General features: G+C 73.7%; 20 protein-coding genes. 14 read left to right on the top strand and 6 right to left on the bottom strand.

The features are described 5' to 3' along the window. Nucleotides 1-126 precede the first annotated feature (126 nt). Together ACFY7E_RS07430 and ACFY7E_RS07425 are read left to right on the top strand one after the other, a co-directional pair. Nucleotides 127-2,355 carry an ATP-dependent RecD-like DNA helicase gene (locus tag ACFY7E_RS07430; protein WP_389481756.1) on the top strand — a complete coding sequence of 743 codons (2,229 nt, stop codon included), beginning with the start codon at nucleotides 127-129 and terminating at the stop codon, nucleotides 2,353-2,355. 179 nt (nucleotides 2,356-2,534) lie between these two features. Continuing rightward, entirely contained in the window at nucleotides 2,535-3,824 is a 1,290-nt protein-coding gene (locus ACFY7E_RS07425; protein WP_121828160.1) for a citrate synthase, read from the top strand. Between the two features lie 591 nt (nucleotides 3,825-4,415). Here the strand turns inward: ACFY7E_RS07425 and ACFY7E_RS07420 are convergent. Beyond that, nucleotides 4,416-4,640 carry a heavy-metal-associated domain-containing protein gene (locus ACFY7E_RS07420; RefSeq protein ID WP_383441085.1) on the bottom strand — a complete coding sequence of 75 codons (225 nt, stop codon included), beginning with the start codon at nucleotides 4,638-4,640 and terminating at the stop codon, nucleotides 4,416-4,418. A gap of 128 nt (nucleotides 4,641-4,768) precedes the next feature. On the opposite strand from ACFY7E_RS07420, the gene ACFY7E_RS07415 reads away from it, so the two are divergent. Continuing rightward, the gene (locus ACFY7E_RS07415) at nucleotides 4,769-5,989 is read left to right on the top strand and encodes a cation:proton antiporter (protein WP_389481752.1); all 1,221 of its coding nucleotides are present in this window, start codon (nucleotides 4,769-4,771) and stop codon (nucleotides 5,987-5,989) included. On the opposite strand, the gene ACFY7E_RS07410 is transcribed toward ACFY7E_RS07415, so the two are convergent. Beyond that, a complete protein-coding gene (locus tag ACFY7E_RS07410) occupies nucleotides 5,967-6,632 on the bottom strand; it encodes a TetR/AcrR family transcriptional regulator (protein WP_389481750.1) in 666 nt (221 codons plus the stop codon). The two genes, ACFY7E_RS07415 and ACFY7E_RS07410, sit on opposite strands and share 23 nt — an antisense overlap. A 165-nt stretch (nucleotides 6,633-6,797) precedes the next feature. Here ACFY7E_RS07410 and ACFY7E_RS07405 point away from each other — a divergent pair, with 165 nt between their 5' ends. Next, a complete protein-coding gene (locus ACFY7E_RS07405; protein WP_389481748.1) occupies nucleotides 6,798-9,104 on the top strand; it encodes an MMPL family transporter in 2,307 nt (768 codons plus the stop codon). 77 nt (nucleotides 9,105-9,181) lie between these two features. Here ACFY7E_RS07405 and ACFY7E_RS07400 read toward each other — a convergent pair whose 3' ends face one another. Beyond that, nucleotides 9,182-9,379, bottom strand: coding sequence for a helix-turn-helix transcriptional regulator (locus ACFY7E_RS07400; RefSeq protein ID WP_383441081.1), 198 nt, complete (start codon nucleotides 9,377-9,379; stop codon nucleotides 9,182-9,184). 274 nt (nucleotides 9,380-9,653) lie between these two features. Then, nucleotides 9,654-10,583, bottom strand: coding sequence for a sugar phosphate isomerase/epimerase family protein (locus ACFY7E_RS07395; protein WP_389481744.1), 930 nt, complete (start codon nucleotides 10,581-10,583; stop codon nucleotides 9,654-9,656). A 159-nt stretch (nucleotides 10,584-10,742) separates the two neighbouring features. Between ACFY7E_RS07395 and iolC the strand changes: the two genes are divergently transcribed. The 4 genes from iolC (at nucleotide 10,743) to mmsA (ending at nucleotide 16,094) form a co-directional block, all read left to right on the top strand. Continuing rightward, on the top strand, nucleotides 10,743-11,699 hold the full coding sequence (gene iolC / locus ACFY7E_RS07390; protein ID WP_389482231.1) for a 5-dehydro-2-deoxygluconokinase: 957 nt from the start codon (nucleotides 10,743-10,745) through the stop codon (nucleotides 11,697-11,699). Nucleotides 11,700-11,710: 11 nt separating this feature from the next. Further along, on the top strand, nucleotides 11,711-12,559 hold the full coding sequence (gene iolB / locus ACFY7E_RS07385) for a 5-deoxy-glucuronate isomerase (protein WP_389481741.1): 849 nt from the start codon (nucleotides 11,711-11,713) through the stop codon (nucleotides 12,557-12,559). 146 nt (nucleotides 12,560-12,705) lie between these two features. Then, entirely contained in the window at nucleotides 12,706-14,568 is a 1,863-nt protein-coding gene (iolD, locus tag ACFY7E_RS07380; protein ID WP_389481738.1) for a 3D-(3,5/4)-trihydroxycyclohexane-1,2-dione acylhydrolase (decyclizing), read from the top strand. Nucleotides 14,569-14,582: 14 nt separating this feature from the next. Beyond that, entirely contained in the window at nucleotides 14,583-16,094 is a 1,512-nt protein-coding gene (mmsA, locus tag ACFY7E_RS07375) for a CoA-acylating methylmalonate-semialdehyde dehydrogenase (RefSeq protein WP_389481736.1), read from the top strand. A gap of 60 nt (nucleotides 16,095-16,154) precedes the next feature. Here mmsA and ACFY7E_RS07370 read toward each other — a convergent pair whose 3' ends face one another. After that, entirely contained in the window at nucleotides 16,155-16,571 is a 417-nt protein-coding gene (locus ACFY7E_RS07370) for a GNAT family N-acetyltransferase (protein ID WP_389482228.1), read from the bottom strand. A gap of 130 nt (nucleotides 16,572-16,701) precedes the next feature. On the opposite strand from ACFY7E_RS07370, the gene ACFY7E_RS07365 reads away from it, so the two are divergent. Together ACFY7E_RS07365 and ACFY7E_RS07360 are read left to right on the top strand one after the other, a co-directional pair. After that, nucleotides 16,702-19,434 (top strand): alpha/beta fold hydrolase, encoded by a 2,733-nt coding sequence (locus tag ACFY7E_RS07365; protein ID WP_389481733.1) that lies wholly within the window; start codon nucleotides 16,702-16,704, stop codon nucleotides 19,432-19,434. Beyond that, on the top strand, nucleotides 19,431-20,327 hold the full coding sequence (locus ACFY7E_RS07360) for an ABC transporter permease (RefSeq protein ID WP_389481731.1): 897 nt from the start codon (nucleotides 19,431-19,433) through the stop codon (nucleotides 20,325-20,327). Before ACFY7E_RS07365 ends, ACFY7E_RS07360 begins: the two co-directional genes overlap by 4 nt. A gap of 37 nt (nucleotides 20,328-20,364) precedes the next feature. On the opposite strand, the gene ACFY7E_RS07355 is transcribed toward ACFY7E_RS07360, so the two are convergent. Then, the gene (locus ACFY7E_RS07355) at nucleotides 20,365-21,090 is read right to left on the bottom strand and encodes a DNA-binding response regulator (RefSeq protein WP_389481728.1); all 726 of its coding nucleotides are present in this window, start codon (nucleotides 21,088-21,090) and stop codon (nucleotides 20,365-20,367) included. Nucleotides 21,091-21,306: 216 nt separating this feature from the next. On the opposite strand from ACFY7E_RS07355, the gene ACFY7E_RS07350 reads away from it, so the two are divergent. The 4 genes from ACFY7E_RS07350 to ACFY7E_RS07335 all read left to right on the top strand — a co-directional run bounded on the left by ACFY7E_RS07350 (nucleotide 21,307) and on the right by ACFY7E_RS07335 (nucleotide 26,916). After that, on the top strand, nucleotides 21,307-22,917 hold the full coding sequence (locus ACFY7E_RS07350) for a von Willebrand factor type A domain-containing protein (protein WP_389481725.1): 1,611 nt from the start codon (nucleotides 21,307-21,309) through the stop codon (nucleotides 22,915-22,917). Nucleotides 22,918-23,030: 113 nt separating this feature from the next. Next, on the top strand, nucleotides 23,031-23,492 hold the full coding sequence (locus ACFY7E_RS07345) for a DUF1772 domain-containing protein (RefSeq protein WP_389481723.1): 462 nt from the start codon (nucleotides 23,031-23,033) through the stop codon (nucleotides 23,490-23,492). A gap of 315 nt (nucleotides 23,493-23,807) precedes the next feature. Continuing rightward, nucleotides 23,808-24,689, top strand: coding sequence for a BTAD domain-containing putative transcriptional regulator (locus tag ACFY7E_RS07340; RefSeq protein ID WP_389481721.1), 882 nt, complete (start codon nucleotides 23,808-23,810; stop codon nucleotides 24,687-24,689). 196 nt (nucleotides 24,690-24,885) lie between these two features. Beyond that, a complete protein-coding gene (locus ACFY7E_RS07335) occupies nucleotides 24,886-26,916 on the top strand; it encodes a helix-turn-helix domain-containing protein (RefSeq protein ID WP_389481719.1) in 2,031 nt (676 codons plus the stop codon). The last annotated feature ends 71 nt before the right edge of the window (nucleotides 26,917-26,987 follow it).

Here is a 26,987-nt window from a genome sequence, read left to right as displayed (position 1 = left end):
TCCGACCCCTTCGCTACGGTCGGCACATGTCCAACGAGGGTCGCGGGCCGGCAGTGGCCGAAAGGGGCTCGGGACGGATGCCGTCTCTCCGAGCAGACGTGACCCGTGTCGCGAAGGGGTGGTGACGTGGCCGAGCCGAGCCGTCCGGGTCTCTCCGAGGTCACCGGCGTCCTGGAGCGGATCACCTACGCCAACGAGGAGACGGGCTACACCGTCGCCCGGGTCGACACCGGGCGGGGGGCCGGTGACCTGCTCACGGTCGTCGGTGCGCTGCTCGGCGCCCAGCCGGGGGAGTCGCTGCGGATGGAGGGCCGCTGGGGGTCCCATCCCCAGTACGGCAAGCAGTTCACCGTCGAGAACTACCAGACGGTCCTGCCCGCCACCATCCAGGGCATCCGCCGCTACCTCGGCTCCGGACTGGTCAAGGGCATCGGACCCGTCTTCGCCGACCGCATCACGCGGCACTTCGGGCTCGACACCCTCGACATCCTCGAAGAGGCCCCGGAGCGGCTGATCGAGGTCCCGGGGCTCGGGCCCAAGCGGACCAGGAACATCACCGCCGCCTGGGAGGAGCAGAAGGCGATCAAGGAGGTGATGGTCTTCCTCCAGGAGGTCGGCGTCTCCACCTCCGTCGCGGTGCGGATCTACAAGCAGTACGGGGACGCCTCCATCTCCGTCGTGAGGAACCGGCCGTACCGGCTCGCCGCCGACGTGTGGGGCATCGGCTTCCTCACCGCCGACCGGATCGCGCAGGCCGTCGGCATCCCGCACGACAGCCCCGACCGGGTGAAGGCCGGCCTCCAGTACGCCCTGTCGCAGTCCGGCGACCAGGGGCACTGCTTCCTGCCCGAGGAGCGGCTGATCGCGGACTCGGTGAAGCTCCTCCAGGTCGACACCGGGCTCGTCATCGAGTGCCTGGGCGAGCTGGCCGAGGACCCCGAGGGGGTCGTGCGGGAGAGCGTGCCGGGGCCGGAGGGGACACCCGTCACCGCCGTGTACCTGATCCCGTTCCACCGGGCCGAGCTGTCCCTCGCCGGACAGCTCCGGCGGCTGCTGCGGGCCGAGGAGGACCGCATGCCGGCCTTCCGGGACGTGCCCTGGGACAAGGCCCTGGCCTGGCTCGCCACCCGCACCGGGGCCTCGCTCGCGCCCGAGCAGGAGGAGGCCGTGCGGCTCGCCCTCACCCGCAAGGTCGCGGTCCTCACCGGCGGCCCCGGCTGCGGCAAGTCGTTCACGGTGCGCTCCATCGTGGAGCTGGCCCGCGCCAAGAAGGCCAAGGTGGTGCTCGCCGCCCCCACCGGCCGGGCCGCCAAGCGGCTCGCGGAGCTGACCGGCGCCGAGGCGTCCACCGTCCACCGGCTCCTGGAGCTCAAGCCCGGCGGGGACGCCGCCTACGACCGGGACCGGCCCCTGGACGCGGACCTGGTCGTCGTCGACGAGGCCTCCATGCTGGACCTGCTCCTGGCGAACAAGCTGGTGAAGGCGGTGGCCCCGGGCGCCCACCTGCTGCTCGTGGGGGACGTGGACCAGCTCCCCTCGGTCGGCGCGGGCGAGGTCCTCGGCGACCTGCTCGCCCCGGGCAGCCCCGTCCCGGCGGTCCGGCTGACCCGCATCTTCCGGCAGGCCCAGCAGTCCGGCGTGGTCGTCAACGCGCACCGGATCAACGCCGGCACGCCCCCGCGCACCGAGGGCCTGCCGGACTTCTTCCTCTTCGCGGAGGAGGAGACCGAGGACGCGGCCCGGGTCGCCGTGGAGGTCGCGGCCCATCGGATTCCGGCCAAGTTCGGCCTCGATCCGCGCCGGGACGTGCAGGTCCTGGCCCCGATGCACCGGGGCCCGGCGGGCGCGGGCGCGCTCAACGGACTGCTCCAGCAGGCCATCACCCCGGCCCGTCCCGACCTTCCGGAGAAGCGGTTCGGCGGGCGGGTCTTCCGGGTCGGTGACAAGGTGACCCAGATCCGGAACAACTACGACAAAGGGGCCAACGGCGTCTTCAACGGCACCGTCGGCGTCGTCACCGCCCTCGACCCCGTCGAGCAGCGCCTGACCGTGCGGACGGACGAGGACGAGGAGGTGCCGTACGACTTCGACGAGCTGGACGAACTCGTCCACGCGTACGCGGTCACCATCCACCGCTCGCAGGGCAGCGAGTATCCGGCGGTGGTGATCCCGGTGACCACGAGCGCCTGGATGATGCTCCAGCGGAACCTGCTCTACACGGCCGTCACCCGGGCCCGGAAGCTGGTCGTCCTGGTCGGCTCCCGCCGTGCCATCGCCCAGGCGGTCCGTACGGTCTCGGCCGGCCGGCGCTTTACCGCACTCGCCCACCGGCTCACAGGGCCCGCCCTCGTGTGAAAGATCACGGAGGGGTACCGGAACCGGGGCGAAGGGGGCAGGATATGAAGGTTGGCGGCACTCAGTGCCTCCAATTGGCCCAATGGTCGACCCCGAGTGCACTCTCCTGAGCCAAATGGGGGATGGTAGAGACAGTCAGGGCACCTCGAAGAAGAGGCACTACGTCGGTGAGGGATGACGTGAGCGACAACTCTGTAGTACTGCGGTACGCGGACGGTGAATACACCTACCCGGTGGTCGAGAGCACCGTCGGTGACAAGGGCTTCGACATCGGGAAACTCCGAGCCCAGACCGGTCTGGTCACCCTGGACAGCGGATACGGCAACACCGCCGCCTACAAATCCGCGATCACCTACCTCGACGGTGAGCAGGGCATTCTGCGGTACCGCGGCTACCCCATCGAGCAGCTGGCGGAGCGCTCCACCTTCCTCGAGGTGGCGTACCTGCTGATCAACGGCGAGCTGCCCAAGGTCGACGAGCTGGCGACCTTCAAGAACGAGATCACGCAGCACACGCTGGTCCACGAGGACGTCAAGAACTTCTTCCGCGGCTTCCCGCGGGACGCCCACCCGATGGCGATGCTGTCCTCGGTGGTCTCCGCGCTGTCCACCTTCTACCAGGACAGCCACAACCCGTTCGACGAGGAGCAGCGCCACCTCTCCACGATCCGGCTGCTCGCCAAGCTGCCGACGATCGCGGCGTACGCGTACAAGAAGTCGATCGGCCACCCGTTCGTCTACCCGCGCAACGACCTCGGGTACGTCGAGAACTTCCTGCGCATGACCTTCTCGGTCCCGGCGCAGGAGTACGAGCTCGACCCGGTCGTCGTCTCGGCGCTCGACAAGCTGCTCATCCTGCACGCGGACCACGAGCAGAACTGCTCGACCTCCACCGTGCGCCTGGTCGGCTCCTCGCAGGCGAACATGTTCGCCTCGATCTCCGCCGGCATCTCGGCCCTCTGGGGCCCGCTGCACGGCGGCGCCAACCAGTCGGTCCTGGAGATGCTGGAGGGCATCAAGGCCAACGGCGGCGACGTCGACTCCTTCATCCGCAAGGTGAAGAACAAGGAGGACGGCGTCCGCCTGATGGGCTTCGGCCACCGGGTGTACAAGTCCTTCGACCCGCGCGCCAAGATCATCAAGGCGGCGGCGCACGACGTCCTCTCGGCGCTCGGCAAGTCCGACGAGCTCCTGGACATCGCGCTCAAGCTGGAGGAGCACGCGCTCTCCGACGACTACTTCGTCTCGCGCAACCTCTATCCGAACGTGGACTTCTACACGGGTCTGATCTACCGCGCGATGGGCTTCCCGACCGAGATGTTCACCGTGCTCTTCGCGCTCGGCCGCCTTCCCGGCTGGATCGCCCAGTGGCACGAGATGATCAAGGAGCCGGGTTCCCGCATCGGCCGCCCGCGCCAGATCTACACGGGCGAGGTCCTGCGCGACTTCGTCCCGGTCGAGGCCCGCTGAGTCCCTCAGGGCGAAAGCGAGAAGCGCCCCGCCGCCGATCCCCCCACGGGTCGGCGAGCGGGGCGCTTCCCATATCCCGGTGCGGATTCCCCCCACGGGATCCGGGCCGGGCGTCTGCCGGCGCCAGCCGGTGGCTGCGCGGAACGGGCGCGACGCGGTATGCCGGGGTACGCGTACGGGAGGGCCGCTCAAAGCTCCCCGGTGCACGTGCCCCGGCCAACGCTTGCCTGGGACGTCCCCCAAGACATCCCATGAACGTCCCCCAAGACGTTCTCGGCATCGCCCACTTAGACTCACGAACAGCCCAGATGGTTACCCCACAATATCTGTGATCTAGGTCTCGGTGTGAAGGTCCTGTGCATCACGTGTAGGTCAACTCGCGTGAACCGCCGGAGACGTGGGCCGTCGGACCCGGCGAACACGGACGAAAAGGCCGCCGCGAGCGGCAGCGCGGCCACGTGGTGGCCGGAGGCCCGGCCGGGATTCCCCTTGATCGCGGACGTCGTCGGCGGTCCCCAACGGGAGCGGGGCCGTACCCGGTGACGGTACGGCCCTGCGGGGGTGCGGGCGGCCCGGTGGCCGGACCGGCGGTCAGACCAGCTCGTAACCCGCCTCGTCCACGGCGGCGCGCACGGCCTCGCGGTCGAGGGGGGCCTCGGAGACGACGGTGACCTCGCCGGTCTTGGCGACGGCCGTGACGGAGGTGACGCCGGGGAGTCCGGAGATCTCGCCGGAGACGGCGCCCTCGCAGTGCCCGCAGGTCATGCCCTTGACCTGGTACACGGTGGTGAGTTCGGTCTGCGTCTCTGCGGCCATGACGTTCTCCTCGTGGGTTTCGGGTCCGTACGGGATCGAGCTTATACCCCTAGGGGGTATGAATTCCAGTCGCGCCCGCGCCGCGCCGGGTGAGGGATCCGAGCCGGAGTCCATGGTAGATACCCGATATGTCACCTTCGGGGAACTCCTTGATCCTCATCATGGCGATCGCCGTCCTGGCGCCCCTGCTCGCCTACGCCGTGGGGCGCAGGCTCTCGGTCCCGCTCGTCGTCTTCGAGATCCTGCTCGGCGTCCTCGTCGGCCCCGACGTCCTCGACTGGGCCCACACGGACGCCCTGGTCGACGGCCTCTCCCAGCTCGGCCTCACCATGCTGATCTTCCTCGCGGGGTACGAGATCGAGTTCGGCGAGGTGCGCGGCGACACCCTCCGGCGCGCGGTGTGGGCCTGGGTCGCCGCCCTCGTCCTCGGGCTCGGCGTCGGGGTCCTGCTCGGCGGCGGTTACGCCAAGGGGGTCTTCATCGGGGTGGCCCTGACGAGCACGGCCCTCGGCACCGTCCTGCCGGTGCTGCGGGACGCGGGGGAGCTCCACGGGCGGTTCGGTTCGGTCGTCATGGCCTTCGGCTCGGTCGGCGAGTTCGGGCCCGTCATCGCGATGGCCCTGCTGCTCAGCGGGCGGGGCGCGGGCAGGTCCACGGTGCTCCTCGCGGTCTTCGCGGCGCTCACGGCCCTGGCCGTCCTCTGGGCGCTGCGCCCGCGCCCCCCGTGGTTCTCCCGGGTCATCGCCAGGACCCTGGACACCAGCGGCCAGTTCGCGGTCCGGTTCGTCTTCCTGCTGCTCGCCCTGATGCTGGGGGCCTCGCAGGCACTCGGGCTCGACGTGCTGCTCGGCGCCTTCGCGGCCGGACTGATCACCCGGCTCGTGCTGGCCGGGGCCGCGCCCGAGTCCGGTCCGCGGATCCTGGAGAAGGTCGAGGGCGTCGGGTTCGGCTTCCTCGTCCCGGTCTTCTTCGTCGTCACCGGGATCGAGTTCGACCTGTCCGCGCTCCTCGGCGGCGGCCGGAACCTGCTCCTGCTGCCGGTCTTCCTGCTGCTCTTCCTGGTCGTGCGCGGCGGGCCCGTCTGGTCCCTCGCCCCGCGCGACCTCGGCCGCGCGGACCGGCGGGGGCTCGTGCTCTACGGCTCCACCGCACTGCCGCTCGTCGTCGCGATCACCGCCATCGGCGTGGAGGGCGGCGAGCTGACGGCGGGCGAGTCGGCGGCGCTCGTCGGGGCCGGCATGGTCTCGGTGCTCGTCTTCCCGCTGCTCGCGACGAGACTGCGGGGACGGGGACGGGCCGGGGGGAAGGAGCCGTCCTCCGACGCGGTCAGCGGGTCGGAGACGTGGTGACCGCGTCCTCCGCCGACTCCTCCACCAGGGGGGAGAGGTAGCGCAGGAGGAGGGTCTTCAGCTCGGTGACCGTGGCGTCCCGCTCGGGGCCCTCGGGCGCGGCGAGGACGAGGTCCAGGCCCCCCTTGAAGGCGGCGAAGGTCATCCCGGCGGTCCGGTTCCGCTCGGCGGCGGACAGCGCGGGCGCGTAGTGGGCGATGACCTCCTCCACCCGGGTGAGCAGGGTCGCGTGCAGCTCGTCGTGCTCCTCGGCGATCCGGCCGGGGACGTCGGAGCCGTGCATCAGGGCGAGGAAGGCCGGGTTGGCGCAGTTGAACTCGATCAGCGGGTCCACGACGGCGTCGAGCAGTTCGGGCAGCGGCAGGGCGAGGTTCTCCGCCGTGAACGCCTGGCCGTGCGCCTCCCGCATGTCGTGCAGGAGGCGCCCGCCCAGCTCGATCGCGATGGCCTCCTTGTTCGGGAAGTACTGGTAGAGCGTGCCGGGCGAGACGCGGGCCTCACGGGCGATCGCGTTGGTGCTGGTCGCCGTGTACCCGTTCACGCAGAAGACGTTCGCGGCGGCCTCGAGCAGCTCCGCGATGCGGCGCTCGCCCCGCGCCTGACGGCGGCGCGGCTTCGGTTCTTCGGACGTGTCTCCGGACATGACTGTCCCCAGCTCTTCTCGACCCGTTTGACAAACGCGAGAGGTCGCTCGCATTCTTGGAAAACACGAGTGATCGCTCGCGTTTGCCAGTCTATGGCAAGGGGTGACCCGTGCGTCCTGCCGGGAAGCGTGTGCGCACGGGTCAGGTGAAGGGGACACCGCGTCATGGCCGAAGTCAAGAAAACAGCACCGGGCGGGGTGGGTGACGGGGGAGAAGCCCCAGGCGGGGGTGGGGTGGGAGTCGCTGCCGGGTCCCGGATCGGAGGCTGGACGCGGTTCGTGACCGCGCGGCCCCGGATCACCCTGCTCGTGGCCCTCGTGCTCACCGCCCTCGCCGTCCTGGCCGGTGGCGGGGTCGCGGACCGCATGGGCAGCGGCGGCTGGGAGGACCCGGCCGCCGAGTCCACGTACGCCTCCGAGGCCCTGGAGCGGCACTTCCCGGGCTCCCGGCCGAACCTGCTCCTCCTCGTCGACTCCGGCACGGCCGGGACCGACGCCCCGGCCGTCGCCGCCGAGGCCCGGCGCCTCGCCGGGCGGCTCGACGCCGAAGCGGGCGTCGAGGGCGTCGGCTCCTACTGGTCCACCGGCTCGCCCGCCCTCCGCTCCGAGGACGGCCGCAAGGCCGTGATCGCCGCCCGGATCACCGGCGAGGAGAAGGAGGCGGCGGCCGTCCTCGACCGGATCGCCCCCGCCTACCGGGGCGCCCACGGCCCCGTGGAGGTCTCGCTGGGCGGCGAGCTCGCCGTCCGCCACGAGATGCAGACGCTCATCGAGGAGGACCTGCTGAGGGCCGAGCTCATCGCCCTGCCCCTCACCCTCGTCCTGCTCGTCATGGTCTTCGGCAGCGCCGTCGCCGCCCTGCTGCCCCTCGGCGTCGGCATCGTCGCCGTCCTCGGCACCAACGCGATCCTGCGCGGCCTCACCGAGTTCACCGACGTCTCCGTCTTCGCGCAGAACCTGACCACCGCGCTCGGCCTCGGACTCGCCGTCGACTACGCCCTGTTCGTCGTCCGCCGCTACCGCGAGGAGCTCGCCGCCGGCGCCGACACGCACACCGCCGTCCGCGCCACCCTGCGCACCGCCGGGCGGACCGTGCTCTTCTCCGCCCTGACCGTCGCCGTCTCGCTCGCCGCGATGCTGGTCTTCCCGCAGTACTTCCTGCGCTCCTTCGCGTACGCCGGGATCGCGGTCGTCCTGCTCGCCGCCACCGCCGCCCTCACCCTGCTCCCGGCGGCCCTCGTGCTGCTCGGCCACCGGGTCGACGCCCTCGACGTGCGGCGCCTGGTCCGGCGCGGCCCGGAACCCCGGAAGGACGCCTCCGGCGCGGGCTGGGCGCGCGCCGCCGGCCCGGTGATGCGCAAAGCACCCGTCTTCGCCGTCCTCACCACCGCCGGACTCGTCCTCCTCGGACTGCCCTTCCTGGGGGTGAAGTTCGGTACGGCGGACGACCGCCAGCTCCCCGTCACCGCCTCCTCCCGGGTCGTCCAGGACGAGCTGCGGGACGGCTTCCCCGGCGACCCCGGCGGCGGGATCACCGTCCTCGCCGAGGGGCCGGCCACCCCCGCCCAGTACGCGGCCTACCGCGAGCGGATCGCGGCCCTCGACGGCGTAGGCCGGGCCGACGGGCCGGTCACCGCGGGCGGCGCCCCCGCCCGCGCCTACTTCACCGTCGTGCCCGACGGCGAGGCCGTCGGCGCCGGGGCCCAGCGGGTCGTCGGCGAACTGCGCGCCGCCGAGGCCCCCTTCGCCACCTCCGTCACCGGACCGGCCGCCGTCCTGGTCGACTCCCAGGACGCCATAGGCGAGCGGCTGCCCCTGGCGGCGGGGATCATCGTCCTCGTCACCCTGCTCCTGGTGTTCCTGCTGACCGGAAGCGTCCTCGTCCCGGTCCAGGCCGTCGTCCTCAACGCCCTGAGCCTCACGGCCATGTTCGGCGCCGTCGTGTGGGTCTTCCAGGAGGGACACCTCTCCGGGTTCCTCGGCTTCACCCCCACCGGCGACATCGAGACCACCCTGCCCGTGCTCATGTTCTGCGTGGCCTTCGGACTCTCCATGGACTACGGGGTGTTCCTGCTCTCCCGAATCAAGGAGGAGTACGACGCCACCGGCGACCACGAGCACGCCGTCCGCTTCGGCCTGAGCCGCACCGGCGGCCTCATCACCGCCGCCGCCGTCATCCTCGCCGTCGTCATGGTCGCCATCGGCACCGCCCGCGTCACCAACACCAAGATGCTCGGCCTCGGAGTCGCCCTCGCCGTCCTCATGGACGCGATGGTGGTCCGCAGCCTCCTCGTCCCCTCCGTGATGAAGCTGACCGGCCGCCTCACCTGGTGGGCCCCGGGACCGCTGCGCCGCTTCCACGACCGCTTCGGCGTCGGCGAGTCGGACGCCCCGGCCCGGCCCCCGGCCGCCCCCGCCGCCTCGGAGGAGACCATCGACGGCAGGGACAAGGAGTACAGCGCCGCCCGCTGACCCCGTCACGACGGAGACAGGACGCCGGGTCCCGGAGGGGATCCGGGACCCGGCGCCGGGCGCGTACGAGGACGGGGTCAGTCGCGGCGGCCCCGATTGCCGGGGCGGCTCGCGACCCAGGCGCGGATCGTGTCCGCGTACCAGAAGGGCTTGCCCGACTCGACGTGGTCGGGCGGCGGGAGCAGCCCGTGCTTCCGGTAGGAGCGGACGGTGTCCGGCTGCACCCGGATGTGCGCCGCGATGTCCTTGTACGACCAGAGCTTCTTGTCCGTCATGCCTGGTACCTCCCTGCGCACCGCGCAGCGGCGGCGGGGGTGCCGTTCGGGGGCGCTGCGGGTGGGCGTTGGCGATCACTGAGCCTGTGCCCCCTGCAACGACCCCCTCAGACGGGAAGGGAGCGGCTGTCACGCGCCTGTGACGGGAAACCCGCGTAACGGAGAGAACCGTGACGAAGGAGGGACACACGTGACGGAAGTGACGCATCGGGCCGCCGGTGTGTCCGCGTGCGCCACCCCGGGCCGGAGCGGTATGCGCGCGGTACGGGCCCGGTCACACCCCGCAGGAGCGGAGGAAGCCCCGGGTCCGCAGCGCGATCGGGTACGGGGCGTCCGGGTCGCACGGGTACATGTCCTGCTCGACGATCGCGAAGAGGTCCACGTCCAGGGCGCGGGCGGCGGCGAGCACCGGCTCCAGGGCGGGCACCCCGGACGGCGGCTCGCACATCACGCCCCGCGCCACCGCCGGGCCGAACGGCGTCCCCCCGGCGACCACCTCCGCCAGGACCGCCGGGTCGACCTGCTTCAGGTGCAGATAGCCGATCCGCTCCCCGTAGCTCTCGATCAGCTCGACGCTGTCCCCGCCGGCGTACGCGTAGTGCCCGGTGTCCAGACAGAGCGAGACGGCCTCCGGGTCGGTGGCGTCGAGGAAGCGCGTCACGCTCTCCTCGCCGTCCAGGTGCGTGTCGGCGTGCGGATGGACCACGATCCGCAGACCGTACCGCTCGCGCACCTCCCGGCCCAGACGCTCCGTCAGGCGGGTCAGGTCCCGCCACTGACCGGCGGTCAGGACCGGATCCTCCAGGACCTCGCCGGTCCGGTCGTCCCGCCAGAACGACGGGATGACGACCAGGTGGCCCGCCCCCATCGCCTGCGCCAGGGCCGCGTTCTCGGCGACGTGCGCCCAGGTCCGGTCCCAGACGTCCGGGCCGTGGTGCAGGCCGGTGAAGACCGTCCCCGCCGAGACCCGCAGGCCGCGCCGGGCGGTCTCCTCCGCGAGGACCGCCGGATCGGTGGGCAGATAGCCGTACGGACCGAGCTCGATCCACTCGTACCCCGCGCCCGCCACCTCGTCGAGGAACCGCTGCCAGGGCACCTGCCGGGGGTCGTCGGGGAACCACACCCCCCACGAGTCCGGGGCGGAACCGACGCGGATCCTGGAGGGGGCCGACGGGGTCGACGGCTGCGGGGACGGCTTCGACATGACAGCCACCCTGAACCCGGCCGGGAGCACCGTCAAGCGCGCCGGTGATCCGCATGTCCGGACATGTCGTCGACACCCTCCGGGTAGGGAACCGGATCCGGGGGCGGTACCGAGGGAGAAAGGCGGCGCGTGGAGACGGAGCCGTACGACCTGATCACCATGGGGCGCCTCGGCGTGGACCTCTACCCGCTCCAGACCGGCGTCGGGCTCGACCGGGTCGAGAGCTTCGGCAAGTTCCTCGGCGGCTCCCCGGCCAACGTGGCCGTCGCCGCCGCCCGGCTCGGCCGCCGCACCGCGCTCGTCTCCCGCACCGGCGCCGACCCCTTCGGCGCCTACCTGCACCGGGAGCTCGCGGGCTTCGGCGTGGACGACCGCTGGGTGACGGAGGTCGCCGCCCTCCCCACCCCCCTCACCTTCTGCGCGGTCTTCCCGCCCGACGACTTCCCGCTCTACTTCTACCGGCTGCCCGGGGCCCCCGACCTGGAGATCCACCCGCACGAGCTGGACCTCGACGCGATCCGCGCCGCCCGGGTCTTCTGGGCCACCGGCACCGGCCTGTGCGCCGAGCCGAGCCGCACCGCCACCCTGGAGGCGCTGCGGGCCAGGTCCGGCGCGGGGGAGGCCACCGTCCTCGACCTGGACTGGCGGCCGATGTTCTGGACGGACCCGGCCGAGGCCCGCCCGTACTACGCGGAGGCCCTGCGCCACGCCACCGTCGCCGTCGGCAACCTCGACGAGTGCGAGGTCGCGACGGGGGAGCGCGACCCGGACGCCGCCGCCCGCGCCCTGCTCGCCTCCGACGGCGGCACCGTCCGGCTCGCCGTCGTCAAACAGGGCCCGAAGGGCGTCCTCGCGCTCGCCGCCGACGGCACCCGCGCCGAGGCGCCGCCCCTGCCGGTGGAGGTCGTCAACGGCCTGGGCGCGGGCGACGCGTTCGGCGGGGCGCTCGTCCACGGCCTCCTCGCCGGCTGGGACCTCGAACGGACCCTGCGCCACGCCAACGCCGCCGGCGCGATCGTCGCGGGCCGGCTCGCCTGCTCCTCCGCCATGCCGGACCCGGCGGAGATCGCCGAAGCGCTCGCCACGGGCACGGGAACGATCCCGGAAAGGGGGTAGGGATGTCCGCCATGAGCCCCGTCCCCGGCCCCGAGCGCCCCGCACCCCGTCCCCCGTCCCTCCACCTCCCCGCCGGGACCGCCGCCCGGGGGCCGTACGCGGTCGACGTCGACCCGGAGCGGGCCGGATGGACGTACGCCGCGCTCCGCGTCCTCACCCTCGGGCCGGGGGAGACCCACTCCTTCGAGAGCGGGGATTTCGAATGGACCGTGCTTCCGCTGGCCGGTGCCTGTAGCGTGCGCGTCGAAGGCGAGATCTTCGAACTCCGTGGCCGGGTAGGCGTGTTCGACGGAGTGACCGACTTCGCCTACGTACCGCGCGACGCCCACACCCAGATCGCCTCCGGCGCGGGGGGCCGCTTCGCTTTGGCAGGAGCGAAGTGCGGGCGACGACTCCCCGCCCGCTACGGTCCCGCGCCGGAGGTTCCCGTCGAGACCCGGGGCAGCGGCGACCGCGCCCGCGAGGTGCGGAACTTCGCCTCCGCCGACGCCTTCGCCTGCGACCGGCTCATCGCCGTCGAGGTCGTCACGCCCGGCGGCCACTGGTCCTCCTACCCGCCGCACAAGCACGACGAGCACCTCCCCGGCGCCGAATCCGTCCTGGAGGAGATCTACCACTACGAGGTCCGGGGACCGCACGGCCTCGCCTACCAGCGGATCTCGCCCTCCCGGCCCGGCGGCGCCGACCTGCTCGCCGAGGTCCGCGACGGCGACACCGTCCTCGTCCCCGACGGCTGGCACGGCCCCTCGATCGCCCAGCCGGGCCACGACCTCTACTACCTCAACGTCATGGCGGGCCCCGGACCCGAACGAGAGTGGAGGATCAGCTTCCACCCGGAACACACGGAGGGGTACGCGTGAAGGAAGGCGTACGCACGAGCGACACCCGACCGGCCCCGGAACGCACGCGGAGGTCCGCATGAGCGACACCCGGCCGGCCCGAGCGCACACGCGGAGGTCCGCATGAGCGGCGTCCGTACGGCCCCGCAGCACGCACGGAGGCGCGCATGAGCACCGTCCGGCTCACCACCGCCCAGGCCCTCGTCCGCTTCCTCGCCGCCCAGTACACCGAGCGCGACGGCGAGCGCCACCGCCTGATCGCCGCCACCTGGGGGATCTTCGGCCACGGGAACGTCGCCGGGATCGGCCAGGCGCTCGTCGAGTACCCGGCGCTCATGCCCTTCCACCAGGGCCGCAACGAGCAGGCCACGGTCCACGCCGCCGTCGGCTACGCCCGCCAGTCCCGCCGCCTCTCCGCGCACGCCGTCACCACCTCCATCGGCCCCGGCGCCACCAACCTCGTCACCGGCGCCGCCCTCGCCACGATCAACCACCTGCCCGTCCTGCTCCTCCCCGGCGACACCTTCGCGACCCGGCCCGCCGACCCCGTCCTCCAGCAGCTCCAACTCCCGTACGCGGGGGACGTGTCCGTCAACGACTGCCTGCGGCCCGTCTCGGTGTACTTCGACCGGGTCGGCCGCCCCGAGGCCCTGGTCCCGGCCGCCCTGGAAGCCGTACGGGTCCTCGCCGACCCGGTCGCGACCGGTGCCGTGACCCTCGCCCTGCCCCAGGACGTGCAGGCGGAGGCGTACGACTGGCCGGAGGAGTTCTTCGCCGAGCGGACCTGGCGCGTCCGCCGCCCCCGCCCCGACCGGGACGAGCTCGACGCGGCCGTGCGGGCCGTGCGGGCCGCCGAGCGGCCCCTGGTCGTCGCGGGCGGCGGGGTGAGGCACAGCGGCGCCGAGGAGGCCCTGCGGACCTTCGCCGAACGGACCGGCCTGCCCGTCGCCACCACCCAGGCCGGCAAGGGCGTCCTGCCGTACGACCACCCCTGCGACGTGGGCGGCGTCGGCCACACCGGTACGGAGACCGCCGCCGCCCTGGCCCGTACCGCCGACCTCGTCGTCGGCGTCGGCACCCGCTACACCGACTTCACCACCGCCTCCGGCACCCTCTTCCCCGAGGGCGTCCGCTTCCTCAACCTCAACGTCACCGGCTTCGACGCCCACAAGCAGGCCGCGCTGCCGCTCGTCGCCGACGCACGCGAGGGCCTGACCGCCCTCACGGAGGCCCTGGGCGGCCACCGCCGGGACACGGGGAGGTGGGCGGCCTCCAAGCGGGACTGGCAGCGCCGGGTCGACACCGCGTACGCCGCCCCCGACGAGGACGCCCGCCCCACCCAGACCCAGGTCCTCGGCGCACTCGACACCCTGGTCGACGCGAGCGACATCCTGATCAACGCCGCCGGATCGCTCCCGGGCGACCTCCACGGGCTGTGGCGGCCCCGCTCGGCCGACCAGTACCACGTCGAGTACGGCTACTCCTGCATGGGATACGAGATCCCCGCCGCGATCGGCGTCCTCCTCGCCGCCCCCGGCCGGCCCGTCTGGGCGCTCGTCGGGGACGGGACGTACCTGATGAATCCCACCGAGATCGTCACCGCCGTGCAGGAGCGCCTGCCGCTGCGCCTGGTCGTCCTCCAGAACCACGGGTACGCCTCCATCGGCGGCCTCTCGGAGGCCGTCGGGGCCGAGCGGTACGGCACCGACTACCGGTACCGGGACGCGGACGGCGGCTTCACCGGACCGCCGCTCCCCGTCGACCTCGGCGCCAACGCCGCCTCCCTCGGCATGCGGGTGCTGCGCCCCCGTACCGTCCGTGACCTGCGAGAAGCCCTGAAGGAGGCGCGGGCGGCGACGGTTCCCACATGTGTCTACGTCGAGACCGAAACGCCCGACACAGTGTCGGGCCCGCCCCCGGCCCCGGCGTGGTGGGATGTGCCCGTGGCCGGGACCGCGACCCGCGAGGCGGCGGTCGAGGCCCGGGAGGAGTACGACCGGCACGTCACCGCCCGACGCCGCCATCTCTGAAGGAGCATTTCGTCATGACGAACACCGTCAAGACCGTCGACCACTGGATCGGTGGCAAGACCGCCGAGGGCACGTCGGGCAACTGGGGTCCGGTCACCGACCCGGCCACCGGCGCCGTGACCACCCGGGTCGCGCTCGCCTCCGTCGAGGAGGTCGACGCGGCCGTGGCCGCCGCCAAGGAGGCCTTCGCCACCTGGGGCACCTCCTCGCTGGCCCAGCGCACCACGATCCTCTTCAAGTTCCGCGCGCTGCTCGACGCGAACCGCGACGCCATCGCCGAGCTGATCGTCGCCGAGCACGGCAAGGTGCACTCGGACGCGCTCGGCGAGGTCGCGCGCGGCCTGGAGATCGTCGACCTGGCCTGCGGCATCACCACCCAGCTCAAGGGCGAGCTCTCCACCCAGGTCTCCAACCGCGTGGACGTGGCGTCCATCCGCCAGCCCGTCGGCGTCGTCGCGGGCATCACGCCCTTCAACTTCCCGGCCATGGTGCCGATGTGGATGTTCCCGATCGCCATCGCGACCGGCAACACCTTCATCCTCAAGCCGAGCGAGAAGGACCCCTCGCCGTCCCTGAAGATCGCCGAACTGCTCGCCGAGGCCGGGCTGCCGGACGGCGTCTTCAACGTCCTGCACGGCGACAAGGTGGCCGTGGACCGCCTCCTGGAGCACCCGGACGTGGCGGCGATCTCCTTCGTCGGCTCCACCCCCATCGCGCGGCACATCCACACCACCGCCTCCGCCAACGGCAAGCGCGTCCAGGCGCTCGGCGGCGCCAAGAACCACATGCTGGTCCTGCCGGACGCCGACCTCGACGCGGCGGCCGACGCGGCCGTCTCGGCGGCGTACGGCTCCGCCGGCGAGCGCTGCATGGCGATCTCGGCGGTCGTCGCGGTCGGCTCGATCGCCGACGAGCTGGTGGACAAGATCCGCGAGCGCGCCGAGAAGATCAAGATCGGCCCCGGCAACGACCCGACCTCCGAGATGGGCCCGCTCATCACGGCCGCCCACCGCGACAAGGTCGCCTCCTACGTCCACGGCGCGGCGGACGAGGGCTGCGAGGTCGTCCTCGACGGCACCGGCCACACCGTCGAGGGCCACGAGGACGGCCACTGGATCGGCCTCTCCCTCCTCGACCGCGTCCCCACCACGGCCAAGGCCTACCAGGACGAGATCTTCGGCCCGGTCCTGTGCGTGCTGCGCACCGAGACGTACGAGGAGGGCCTCGCCCTCATCAACGCCTCGCCGTTCGGCAACGGCACCGCGATCTTCACCCGCGACGGCGGCGCGGCCCGCCGCTTCCAGCTGGAGGTCGAGGCCGGCATGGTCGGCGTCAACGTCCCGATCCCGGTCCCGGTGGGCTACCACTCCTTCGGCGGCTGGAAGGACTCGCTCTTCGGCGACCACCACATCTACGGCAACGACGGCGTGCACTTCTACACCCGGGGCAAGGTCGTCACCACCCGCTGGCCCGACCCCTCCGAGGCCCCGACCGGCGTCGACCTCGGCTTCCCGCGCAACCACTGACGCGGGCGGACGCCCGGGGCCCCGGAGTGCGGCGACCGCGCTCCGGGGCCCCGGGTCTCCTCACTCCGGGAGCTCCCAGCCCAGCATCGCGAACACCCCCTCGTCCGCCGCCCCCGCCGCGCGGTAGGTCGCGAGGGCCGGGGCGTCGTCCGTGTCCACGCCCACCCAGGCGCCGTGGCAGCCGCGTTCCCGGGCCGCCGTGAGGAGGGCCTCCGTCAGGGCGCGGCCCGTGCCGTGGCGCCGGTGCGTCTCGGCCACGGACAGTTCGTAGAGGCACATCTCCGTGCCCTTGTCCGGGTGGGTCATCTCGACCCCGGACACGAAACCGGCCGGGAAGCCGTCCTCCGTGTAGGCGATCAGCATCAGGTGCCCCGGCGCCGCCAGGAAGCGGGCCGCCCACTCCTCCCGCGCCGGGCCGTCGTAGAGGTGCTCCGCCGCGACCAGTTCGGCCACCGTCGTCGCCCGCCGGATCTCGATCACGTTTCCTCCCTGGGCCCTCGTACCGCGCCTGCGGTACGCGGACCGTACTCCGTACGACCCCAGGAGGTGCGGGACCTCCGCCTTTCGGGAGCCGTGGTCCACGGGGGCGCCGCTTAGGCTCGGGACCATGCGACTCCGACTTCCCCGGTGGGCCGCGGTCACCGCCGCGCTCACCGTCCTCGCGGGTGCCGGCACCTGGACCGCCGTCGCCTCGGACGATCCACCGCCCGTGCACCGCGCGGACCGGACGCTCGACGTCGACGGCGTACGGCTCGACACCTCGTACTTCACCGGCGACGGCGACGGGCGCAGGCCCGCCGTCCTGCTCGGCCACGGCTTCGGCGGCTCCAAGGACGACGTCCGCGCCCAGGCCGAGGGCCTCGCCCGCGACGGGTACGCCGTCCTCACCTGGTCCGCCCGCGGCTTCGGCGCCTCCACCGGGGAGATCGGCCTCAACGACCCCGATCACGAGGTCAAGGACGTCAGCCGGCTGATCGACTGGCTCGCCGGCCGGCCCGAGGTCCTCCTCGACAAGGCGGGCGATCCGCGCGTCGGCGTCAGCGGCGCCTCCTACGGCGGCGCGATCTCCCTGCTCGCCGCCGGACACGATCCGCGCGTCGACGCGATCGCCCCCCGGATCACGTACTGGAACCTCGCCGACGCCCTCTTCCCCGACGGCGTCTTCAAGAAGCTCTGGGCCGGGATCTTCTTCTCCGCCGGGAACGGCGCCGGACCCGGTCCGGGCGCGGGGGAGGCCCCCGCCACCGGGGAGGCCCCCGCCACCGGGGACGGGAAGGCCGTCGCCAGGGCGCCCGCCTGCGGCCGGTTCAGCGCCGAGCTGTGCGCGCTCTACCAGCGCGTCGCCGTCTCCGGGAAGCCCGACGCCGCCGCCCGCGCGCTGCTCGAAGCCCGCAGTCCCTCCGCGGTCGGAGACAGGATCAAGGTGCCCGCCCTGCTCGTCCAGGGGCAGGCCGACTCGCTCTTCACCCTCGCCCAGTCCGACGCCATGGCCCGGACCCTCGCCGCCAACGGCGCCCCGGTCGCCGTCGACTGGACCTCCGGCGGCCACGACGGCGGCGACCAGGAGACCGAGCGCGTCGAGCGGCGCGTCGGCGCCTGGTTCGACCGGTGGCTGAAGCGGGACGCCTCCGCCGACACCGGCCCCGCCTTCCGCGTCAGCCGCACCGGCGGCGTCGACTCCACCAACGGCCGGGCGACCCTGCGCGCCGCGACCGCCGACCGCTACCCGGGCCTCGCCTCCGGCACCACGGCCCTCGCTCTCGCCGGGCCGCCGCAGACCTTCGCCAATCCGCCGGGCGGCGCGCCGCCCTCCGTCTCCGCCGTCCCCGGCCTCGGCGGCGGACTCTCCGGCCTCTCCTCCCTCGGCGTCGGCCTCTCCCTCGACCTCCCCGGCCAGCACGCCCGCTTCGACGCGAAGCCGCAGACCGGGGCGGTCCGGATCACCGGCGCGCCGACCGTCCGCGTCAGGGTCGCCTCGACCGCCGCCGACGGCTCCGCCGTCCTCTTCGCCAAGGTGTACGACGTCGGCCCCGACGGCCGGCAGCAGGTGCTGCCCGCCCAGCTCGTCGCCCCCGTCCGCGTCGAGGGCGCCCGGGCGGGCCGCGACGTCACCCTGACGCTGCCCGCGATCGACCACGAGGTGGAGGCCGGACACCGGCTGCGGCTCGTCGTCGCCGCCACCGACCTCGGCTACGCCTCCCCGGCCGCCCCCGCCGCCTACACCGTCGCCGTCCAGGGGCCGCTCACCGTCCCCACCGCGCCCGGCCTCGCCACCCAGGCCGCCGCCCTGCCCTGGTGGGTGTGGGGCCTGCCGCTGATCGGCCTCGCCGTCGCCGCCCTCCTGCTCCTCACCGCCCGTCGCAGGACCGCCGCCCCCGCGCCTGACCCGGAACTCGCCCCCGTACCGCTCCAGATCACCGGCCTGTCCAAGAAGTACAAGGGCGGCGAGCGATACAGCGTCAAGGACCTCTCCTTCCGCGTCGAGCAGGGGCAGGTCCTCGGCCTCCTCGGTCCGAACGGCGCCGGCAAGACCACCACCCTGCGCATGCTCATGGGCCTCATCGCTCCCGACGAGGGCGAGATCCGGGTCTTCGGCCAGGCGATCCGGCCCGGCGCCCCGGTCCTCTCCCGCGTCGGCGCCTTCGTCGAGGGCGCCGGCTTCCTGCCGCACCTGTCGGGCCGGGAGAACCTCGACCTGTACTGGAAGGCCACCGGCCGCCCCGCCGAGGACGCCCACGTCGACGAGGCCCTGCGGATCGCGAACCTGGGCGGCGCCCTGGAACGCGCCGTGCGCACCTACTCGCAGGGCATGCGGCAGCGCCTCGCCCTCGCCCAGGCCATGCTCGGCCTGCCGGACCTGCTGATCCTCGACGAGCCGACCAACGGCCTCGACCCGCCGCAGATCCGCGAGATGCGCGAGGTGATGATCCGGTACGCGGCCGGGGGCCGCACCGTCATCGTCTCCAGCCACCTCCTGGCAGAGGTCGAGCAGTCCTGCACCCACCTCGTCGTCATGGACCGGGGGCAGCTGGTGCAGGCCGGGCCGGTCGCGGAGATCACCGGCTCCGGCGACACCCTCCTCGTCACCCTCGCCGAACGCACCCCCGACGGCACCCCCGTCCCGCCCGTCCCCGACGCCCTCGTCGAGAAGATCGGCGCCCTGCCCGGCGTCGGCTCGGCCGCCCGCACCGACGGCGGACTCCTGGTCCGGCTCGACGGCGCCGACGCGACCGCCCTCATCGGCGAACTCGTCCGCCTGGACGTGCCGCTGACCGGGGTCGGACCGCACCGGCGCCTGGAGGACGCGTTCCTGACCCTGATCGGAGGAGGAGCCGCATGAGCAGCACCACCCCCAGCACCCTGCCGACCGAGGGGCCCGCCGACGCGGCGGAGTCCGCCCCCGGCTACCGCCCCGGACGCACCCTGCCCCTGCGCGTCGAGGCCCTGCGCCAGTGGAAGCGGCGCCGCACCCTGGTGATGGGCGCGATCCTGGTCGCCCTGCCGTTCGTCCTGATCGCGGCCTTCGCCATCGGCGGCACCGGGGACGGCGACCGCGAGGGCCGCGTCACCCTGATCGACACGGCGACGACCTCGGGCGCCAACTTCGCCGCCACCTGCCTCTTCGTCTCGGCCGGCTTCCTCCTCGTCGTCCCCGTGGCGCTGTTCTGCGGGGACACGGTCGCCTCCGAGGCGAGCTGGTCCTCGCTGCGGTACCTGCTCGCCGCGCCCGTGCCCCGGTCCCGGCTCCTCGCCTCCAAGCTGGCGGTCGCGCTCGCCTACAGCGCGGCCGCGATGGTCCTCCTCCCGCTGGTGGCCCTGGTGGCGGGCACGGTCGCCTACGGCTGGGGGCCGCTCCGGCTGCCGACCGGCGGTTCGGTGCCGGCCGGGGACGCCCTGCTCAGGATCGCGATCGCCACCGCCTTCGTCTTCGCCTCCCAACTGGTCACCGCCGGACTCGCCTTCTGGCTCTCCACCCGCACCGACGCCCCGCTCGGCGCGGTGGGCGGAGCCGTCGGCCTGACCATCGTCGGCAACGTCCTGGACGCCGTCACCGCGCTCGGCGACTGGCGCGACTTCCTGCCCGCGCACTGGCAGTTCGCCTGGATCGACGCGCTCCAGCCCCAGCTGGAGTGGGGCGGCATGGTGAAGGGCACGGCGATCTCCCTGACCTACGCCCTGGTCCTCTTCGCCCTCGCCTTCCGGGGCTTCGCCCGCAAGGACATCGTGTCCTGAGCGAAGGGACATCGTGTCCCGACCGGGTGAGCGCCCCTCACAACCACCCCCTTCGAGCCGCTTCCGCACCCGCGCGGAAGCGGCTCGTCGTGCCGAGGGCCGCCATCAGCTCGCCGACCCGGCGGCTGTAGGTCCGCGCGGACATGCCGAGCCGGGCCGCCGCCGTCTCGTCCGTGAGCCCCGCGACGAGGGCGTCGAGCACCGGCCGCAGCTGGGGCGGCAGGTCGTCCGGCGGCGGGGACGGGGACGGCACCGTGTACGCCGCGGGGTCCTCGGCCAGTGCCCAGCAGACCTGGTGGGCCCGGACGAGGGCCCGCACCACCACCGGGTCGCGGATCAGCAGCAGTCCGTTGTAGAACAGCTCCAGATCGAGCGGGACCGCCGCCACCGTCCGGTCGACCAGGACCATCTTGAACGGGATCGACTCCGTCAGACGGGCCCGGCCGGGGATCCGGAACCCGCCCTCGATCCGGGGCAGCGCGTGTCTCGGGACGATCCTCCGCACCTCCTCGGCCCGCTCCGCCGCGGCCCGCATGCACGCTCCCGCCAGCTCCAGGAACGGCTCGGGGATCGCGTACTCCGCGGACGCGACCGGGTCGTCGAAGGTCAGCAGCTCGTGCCGGGTGGAGGCGGCCAGCCCGGCGAGCGCGGCACTGATGCGCCGCGCTCCCCGGACCGGACGCCCCGCGGGCCGCTGTCCCTCGGTCACGGCCCGGTTCATCGCCGAACGGGCGAGCATCACGGAGCCCGCGCTCTCTGCCACCGCTGACCACCCCCGCCGATCGATGTCCACTCCATGTACGCATGTGACTGCACACGGTGACAACCCCTGTTGAGAAGGATGGCGAATCCATGCCATCGGAGGTTCGCCCGTCCCGCCGTTGCCGCATCGAGATCCATCCGCAACCACTTCGACTGCTCTTTCCGGCGCCCCCGTTCGTCACATTCACAAGTGCCGTGCGAAGAGGGGGAGATGGACATGGAACGACGAGAGACGAGCGGGCCCCGGCCCCGCGGGACCCGGCTTCCGGCCGTGATCGCGGGGTTGCTCGCCGCCGGGATCGCCCTCACGGGCTGCGGCGCGTCCGGCGACGGGGGCACCGCCGACCGGAGCGCGAAGGAGGGCGGCCGCACCGCGCCCGCCCTCCCCGACGGCGGGCGCGGCGGGACGGCCGCCCCCGAGGAGGGCGAGCAGCGGGCCCCGTCGCCCGCGCCCGACTACCTGTCCACCTTCGCCCTGGACGTGGACACCGCCTCGTACGGGTACGCCCGCCGCGCCCTCGCCGAGGGGCGGCTGCCCGACCCGGCGACCGTGCGCCCCGAGGAGTTCGTCAACAGCTTCCGCCCGAACTACGAGCGTCCCGCCGACAACGGCTTCGGCGTCACCCTCGACGGCGCCCGCACCGGACGGGACGGCTGGTCCCTGGTCAGGGTCGGGCTCGCCACCCGGGGCGCGGACCGGAGCGGCGAACGCCCGCCCGCCGCGCTCACCTTCGTCGTCGACGTCTCCGGCTCCATGGACGAACCGGGGCGGCTCGACCTCGTCAAGGAGTCCCTCGGACTCCTGGTCGGCGAGCTCCGCGACGACGACTCGATCGCGCTCGTCACCTTCAGCTCCGAGGCCGAGACCCGGCTGCCCATGACCCGCGTCGGCGAGGCCCGGAACCGGATCCGCGAGGTGGTCGACTCCCTGGGGACCGGCGCGTCCACCAACGTCGAGGCCGGCGTCCGCACCGGCTACGACGTCGCCGTCGAGGGCCACCGCAAGGGCGCCACCAACCGGGTCGTGCTGCTCTCCGACGCCCTCGCCAACACCGGCGCCACCGAGGCGGAGACGATCCTCGCCCGCATCGAGGAGGAGCGCCGGGAGTACGGGATCACCCTCTTCGGCGTCGGCGTCGGCAGCGAGTTCGGCGACGCGTTCATGGAGAAGCTCGCCGACAGGGGCGACGGCCAGACGACGTACGTCGCCGACGCGGCGCAGGCCCGCAAGGTCTTCGTCGACCAGCTGCCCGCCCACGTCGAACTGCGCGCCCGCGACGCCAAGGCGCAGGTCGCCTTCGACCGGCGGACCGTCGAGAAGTTCCGGCTGATCGGGTACGGGAACCGGGAGGTCGCCGACGAGGACTTCCGGAACGACCGGGTCGACGGCGGCGAGATCGGCGCCGGGCACACGGTCACCGCGCTGTACGCGGTGCGGACCAGGCCCGGGGTGACCGGGACCGTCGCCACCGCCACCGTCCGCTGGCTCGATCCGGCCACCCGGGCCCCGCGCGAGCGCTCCGGCACCGTCGCGACCGGCGCGCTGACCGCCGACATCTGGGGCGGCGGCCACGACAGTCTGCAACTGACCGCGATCGCCGCCTACTTCGCGGACGCCCTGCGGGGCGGCGCGCTGCCGGGCACGCCGGCGCTCGGGACGCTCGCGCGGCACGCCGACGCGATCGCCGGGCGGTCGGGTTCGGCGGTGGTGCGGGAACTCGCCGAGTCGGTACGGCGGGCGGAGACCCTGCGCGGCCCGGCGGACGCCCCGTCGGAGCCGGGCCGGACGGGGGAGGGGGAGCTGCGCTCGGGCGACCCGTACAGCTGACGGCGCCCGGGGCGCGCGGGCGGCCGCACCCGACCCGTACGGCCGGTGCGCGCCCGCCCGTACACCTGACGCGTACGCCTCACGTGGGGGGGGCAGCGGGACAGAATGGCCGCATGGCCGCCCTGCTGCTCGCCCTCTCCGTCGTCTGCACCGGTCTCTACGCCGGTTTCCTGCTGATCTTCCTGACCGGGGTCATGCCCGCGCTCGCCCGGCTGACGGACGCGGAGTTCGTCACGGCGATGCGCCGGATCAACGAGTACGTGCCGAGGGCCGTGTTCCTCACCGTCTTCCTCGGCGTGGCCGCCCTCCCCGCCGCCGCGCTCCTCGTCCCCGTCGACGGGCGCACGGACGCACAGAAGTGGCTCCTCCTCGCGGGGCTCGTGTGCGCGGTCCTCAACCACCTGGTCACCCTCGGCGGCAACGTCCCCCTCAACAACGCCCTGGCGGGCGCCCCCGCGGGCGACCCCGCGGCGGTCCGGGCCGCCTTCGAGGGGCGCTGGAACGCCTTCCACCGCGCCCGCACGGCCCTGATCGCGGTCTCCTTCGGCCTGCTCACCGCCGCCGCCGTGCTCTAGGAGGCGCCCCGTCCGGAACCGTACCGGGCCGTCTGTTTGTGGCGGGAAGTCGAGGGTGGGGACACCCCCGCACCCCCCGGAGGACCCCCGAAAGCGTACCTCCGAGTCCGGAAACAGTCTTTCGCCACGGGTGGGATCTCGGCCAGTGACGAAAACCCGACGCCCCAATAGCACGACAAAGGGGGTGAATCACCCCGATATCCCGGGAGGTGATTCCGTACCCTCCGGTTTCTTATTGACATGCCTACGGGGGTCTTTTCTAATCATCGAGAGTCATCCCGCGCGCAGACACCGCACAGGCACTGAGGGGGCAAGGTGGACGTCCGGATCCTGGGGGGACTGTCGGTACGTGAGAACGGGGTGTCGATCACCCCGACGGCGGCAGCCCCCCGGCAGCTGCTCGCCCTGCTCACGGCCAGCGCCGACCAGGTCGTCCCCGTGACGGTCCTGACCGAGGAGCTGTGGCCGTCCGGCGCGCCGCGCGGCGCCCGCGCGGAGCTCCAGGCCCACATAACCGGGCTGCGCGCCCTCGTCGCGGACGCCCTGCGCGACACCGGCCCCGCCGACCCGCGGACCGGCTGGTCCGACCGGCGCACCGCCGACGCGGTCCTCGTCTCCCAGCCCGGCGGCTACCGGCTCGACACCGGCGGCGGCGCCCACGACGTCTGGCAGTTCGAGCGCGCGGCCGGCGCCGGCTACCGGGCCATGGAGGCCGGCGACCTCCCGCGCGCCGCGCTCAGACTCGGCGAGGCCCTCGCCCTGTGGCGCGGCGACCCCTACGCGGGCGTCGCCGCCGGACCCCGCCTCCGCAAGGAGATCGAGCGCCTCGAAACCTCCCGGCTCAGCGTCCTCGACCAGTGGCTCGAAGCGCAGCTCGGCCTCGGCCGGCACGCCGAACTCGTCCCGGAACTCACCGGACTCGTCGCCCGCCACCGCACCAACGAGCCCCTCCACGCCCACCTCATGGTCGCCCTGCTGCGCTGCGCCCGGCACGAGGAGGCCCTCACCGTGTACGAGCGGCTGCGCCTCGCCCTCAAGGCGGAGAGCGGCATGGAGCCCTCGGCCCGGCTGCGTCGCCTCCAGCGCTCGGTGCTGGCCGTGCGGCACACCGGAGTCGCCCCCGCCCTCGGCCTCCGCGTCCCTGCCCAGTACACCCCGCACCGCCCCCGCCTCGTCCCGGCCGGCTCCTTCGGCTGACGGGCGACCGGGCCCGTCCGGCGGACCACGGCCGAGCACCGGAACGGGCCGCCGCCCGGCCCCTCCCGGCTCCCCGGGGGGGAATGAAGTGCGGCAGCTCACCGTTGACCGCCTTCCGAAGCCGAATTAGTTTCGGCGGGCAGGACGGGTTTCCTCCGAGGTGCCCGATTTCGCTCGACATACGGGGGCCTGGACCATGACCACGCACGGCGCGGACGGAGCCGGTGGTGCCGACGCGCTGCTCACGGTCCTCGAACTCCTCGCCCGGCAGGCCCCGCCCGCCCGCTTCGACGCCCTCCTCGACGAGGCCCGCCGCGGCGGCCTCGGCCGCGCGGACCTCGACCGCCTGGAGCGGGCCGTCGCCCTCGCCGGCCGGGTCCACGCCGAACGCGCCCACGACGCGCGCCGCGAGGCCGGACTCGACGCCCTCACCGACACCGCCCGCGACCTGACCCTCTCCTACGACCTCGACGGCCTGCTGCACGTCATCACCCGCCGCGCCCGCCGGCTCCTCGGCCTCGACCTGGCGTACGTCACCCTGCGCGGCCCGCACGGCGCCTGCTACGTCCACACCACCGACGGCACCCGCCCCGGCCGCGCCGGGGGACCGCGCCTCGCCCCCGGCCTCGGGATCGCCGAGGGGTACGGGCTCGGCGGCGCCGTCCAGCTCCACGGCGAGCCCGTCTGGACCCCGGACTACCTCGCCGACGAGCGCTTCGCCCCCTCCGGCTCCCTCGACGCGGGCGTCCACGCCCCCGCCTTCGACGAGGCCGCCGAAGCCGCCCTGCGCGCCGAGGGCCTCCACGCGATCGTGGCCGCGCCGCTGCGCAGCGGCGACACCGTCATCGGCACCCTGTTCGGGGCGGACCGGCGCGTCCGCCACCACACCGCCGAGGAGATCGGACTCCTCGCCGCGCTCGCGGACCTGGCCGCCCTCGCCGTCGAGAAGGCCGGCCTCCTCGACCGCACCCGCGCCGAGGTCTCCGAACTGGAGCGGGACAGCTCCCGGGTGCGCACCCGGCTCACCCGGATGCGGCACGTCAGCGAGGCCCACGGCCGCATCATGAACCTCGTCCTGTCGGGCGGCGACCTGTGCAACGTGGCCAAGGCCGCCGCCGACGCCCTCGACGCGAGCGTCCTGATCCGCGACCCCGGCGGCCGGTCGCTCGCCGCCATCGGCGAGGTCCCCGGCCTCGACGAGGAGGCCGTCGAGGAGGCCGTCGAGAAGGCCTCGCTCGACGCCCATGCCCGCCGCCGCCCGGTCCTCGCCGCCGACGACACCTGGGTCGCGCCCGTCATCGCGGGCTCCGAGGACCTCGGCGGTCTCGTCGTCCACGCCGCCGGCGGACTCACCGGCGAGGACGAACGGCTCCTCGAACTCGCCGCCCAGTCCGTCGCCTTCCTCCTCCTCATGCGGCGCTCCACGGCCGTCGCCGAGGGCCCCGTCCGCGACGAACTCCTCGACGACCTCATCGCCGACCCGCCGCACGCCCCCCAGCAGATCGCCCAGCGGGCCGGCCGCCTCGGCGTCGACCTGCGCCGGCCGCACGTCCTCGTGCTCGCCCGGCCCGAGGGCGGCGAGCAGGGCCGGGCGGTCGTGTGGGCGTCCTCGTACGCGTACCGCCTCTCCGGTCTGAAGACCGTGCAGGGCGGCTGCCTCGTGCTGCTGCTGCCGGGGGACGACGCCTCGGCCGCCGCCCGCGCCGTCGCCGCCGAACTCTCCCCGCTGCTCGGCCACCCCGTCTCCGTCGCCTCCGCCGGACCCGGCTGGAGCCCGGACGCCGTCGGGCGGATGCACCGGGAGGCCTGGCGCTGCCTCGACGCGATGAGCGCCCTCGGCGGCACCGGTTCGGCGGCCTCCGTGCGGGACCTGGGCTTCCTGGGGCTGCTGCTCTCCGACGACAACGACGTGGACGGCTTCGTGGAGTCGGCCATCGGGCCCGTCCTCGACTACGACGCCGAGCGGTTCACCGACCTCACGCACACCCTGGAGGCGTACTTCGCCTCGGGCGGCAGCCCGACGAACGCGGCCGAGGCGCTGCACGTCCACCCCAACACGGTCTCCCGCCGCCTGGAGCGGATCGGCGAACTCCTCGGCCCCGAGTGGCAGAAGCCCGGCCAGGTCCTGGAGGTCCAGCTCGCGCTCCGGCTCCAGCGCACCCGGGAGGCCCTGGCCCGCGACCGCGTGGCCCCCGAACCGACCCGCCCGCCGGAGCGCGGCGCCTGACGGGGGCCGGCCGCCGTTCGTCGGAGTGGGGCGCCCGGCGGAGAGCTGTGTCCGACGAGGACCGGCCGCCG

Origin of the sequence: Streptomyces sp. NPDC012825, from assembly GCF_042900925.1 — a bacterium.
GTDB lineage: Bacteria > Actinomycetota > Actinomycetes > Streptomycetales > Streptomycetaceae > Streptomyces.
The sequence above is the reverse complement of the archived record's forward strand: the minus strand, read 5'-3'. Positions and strand labels throughout refer to the sequence as shown.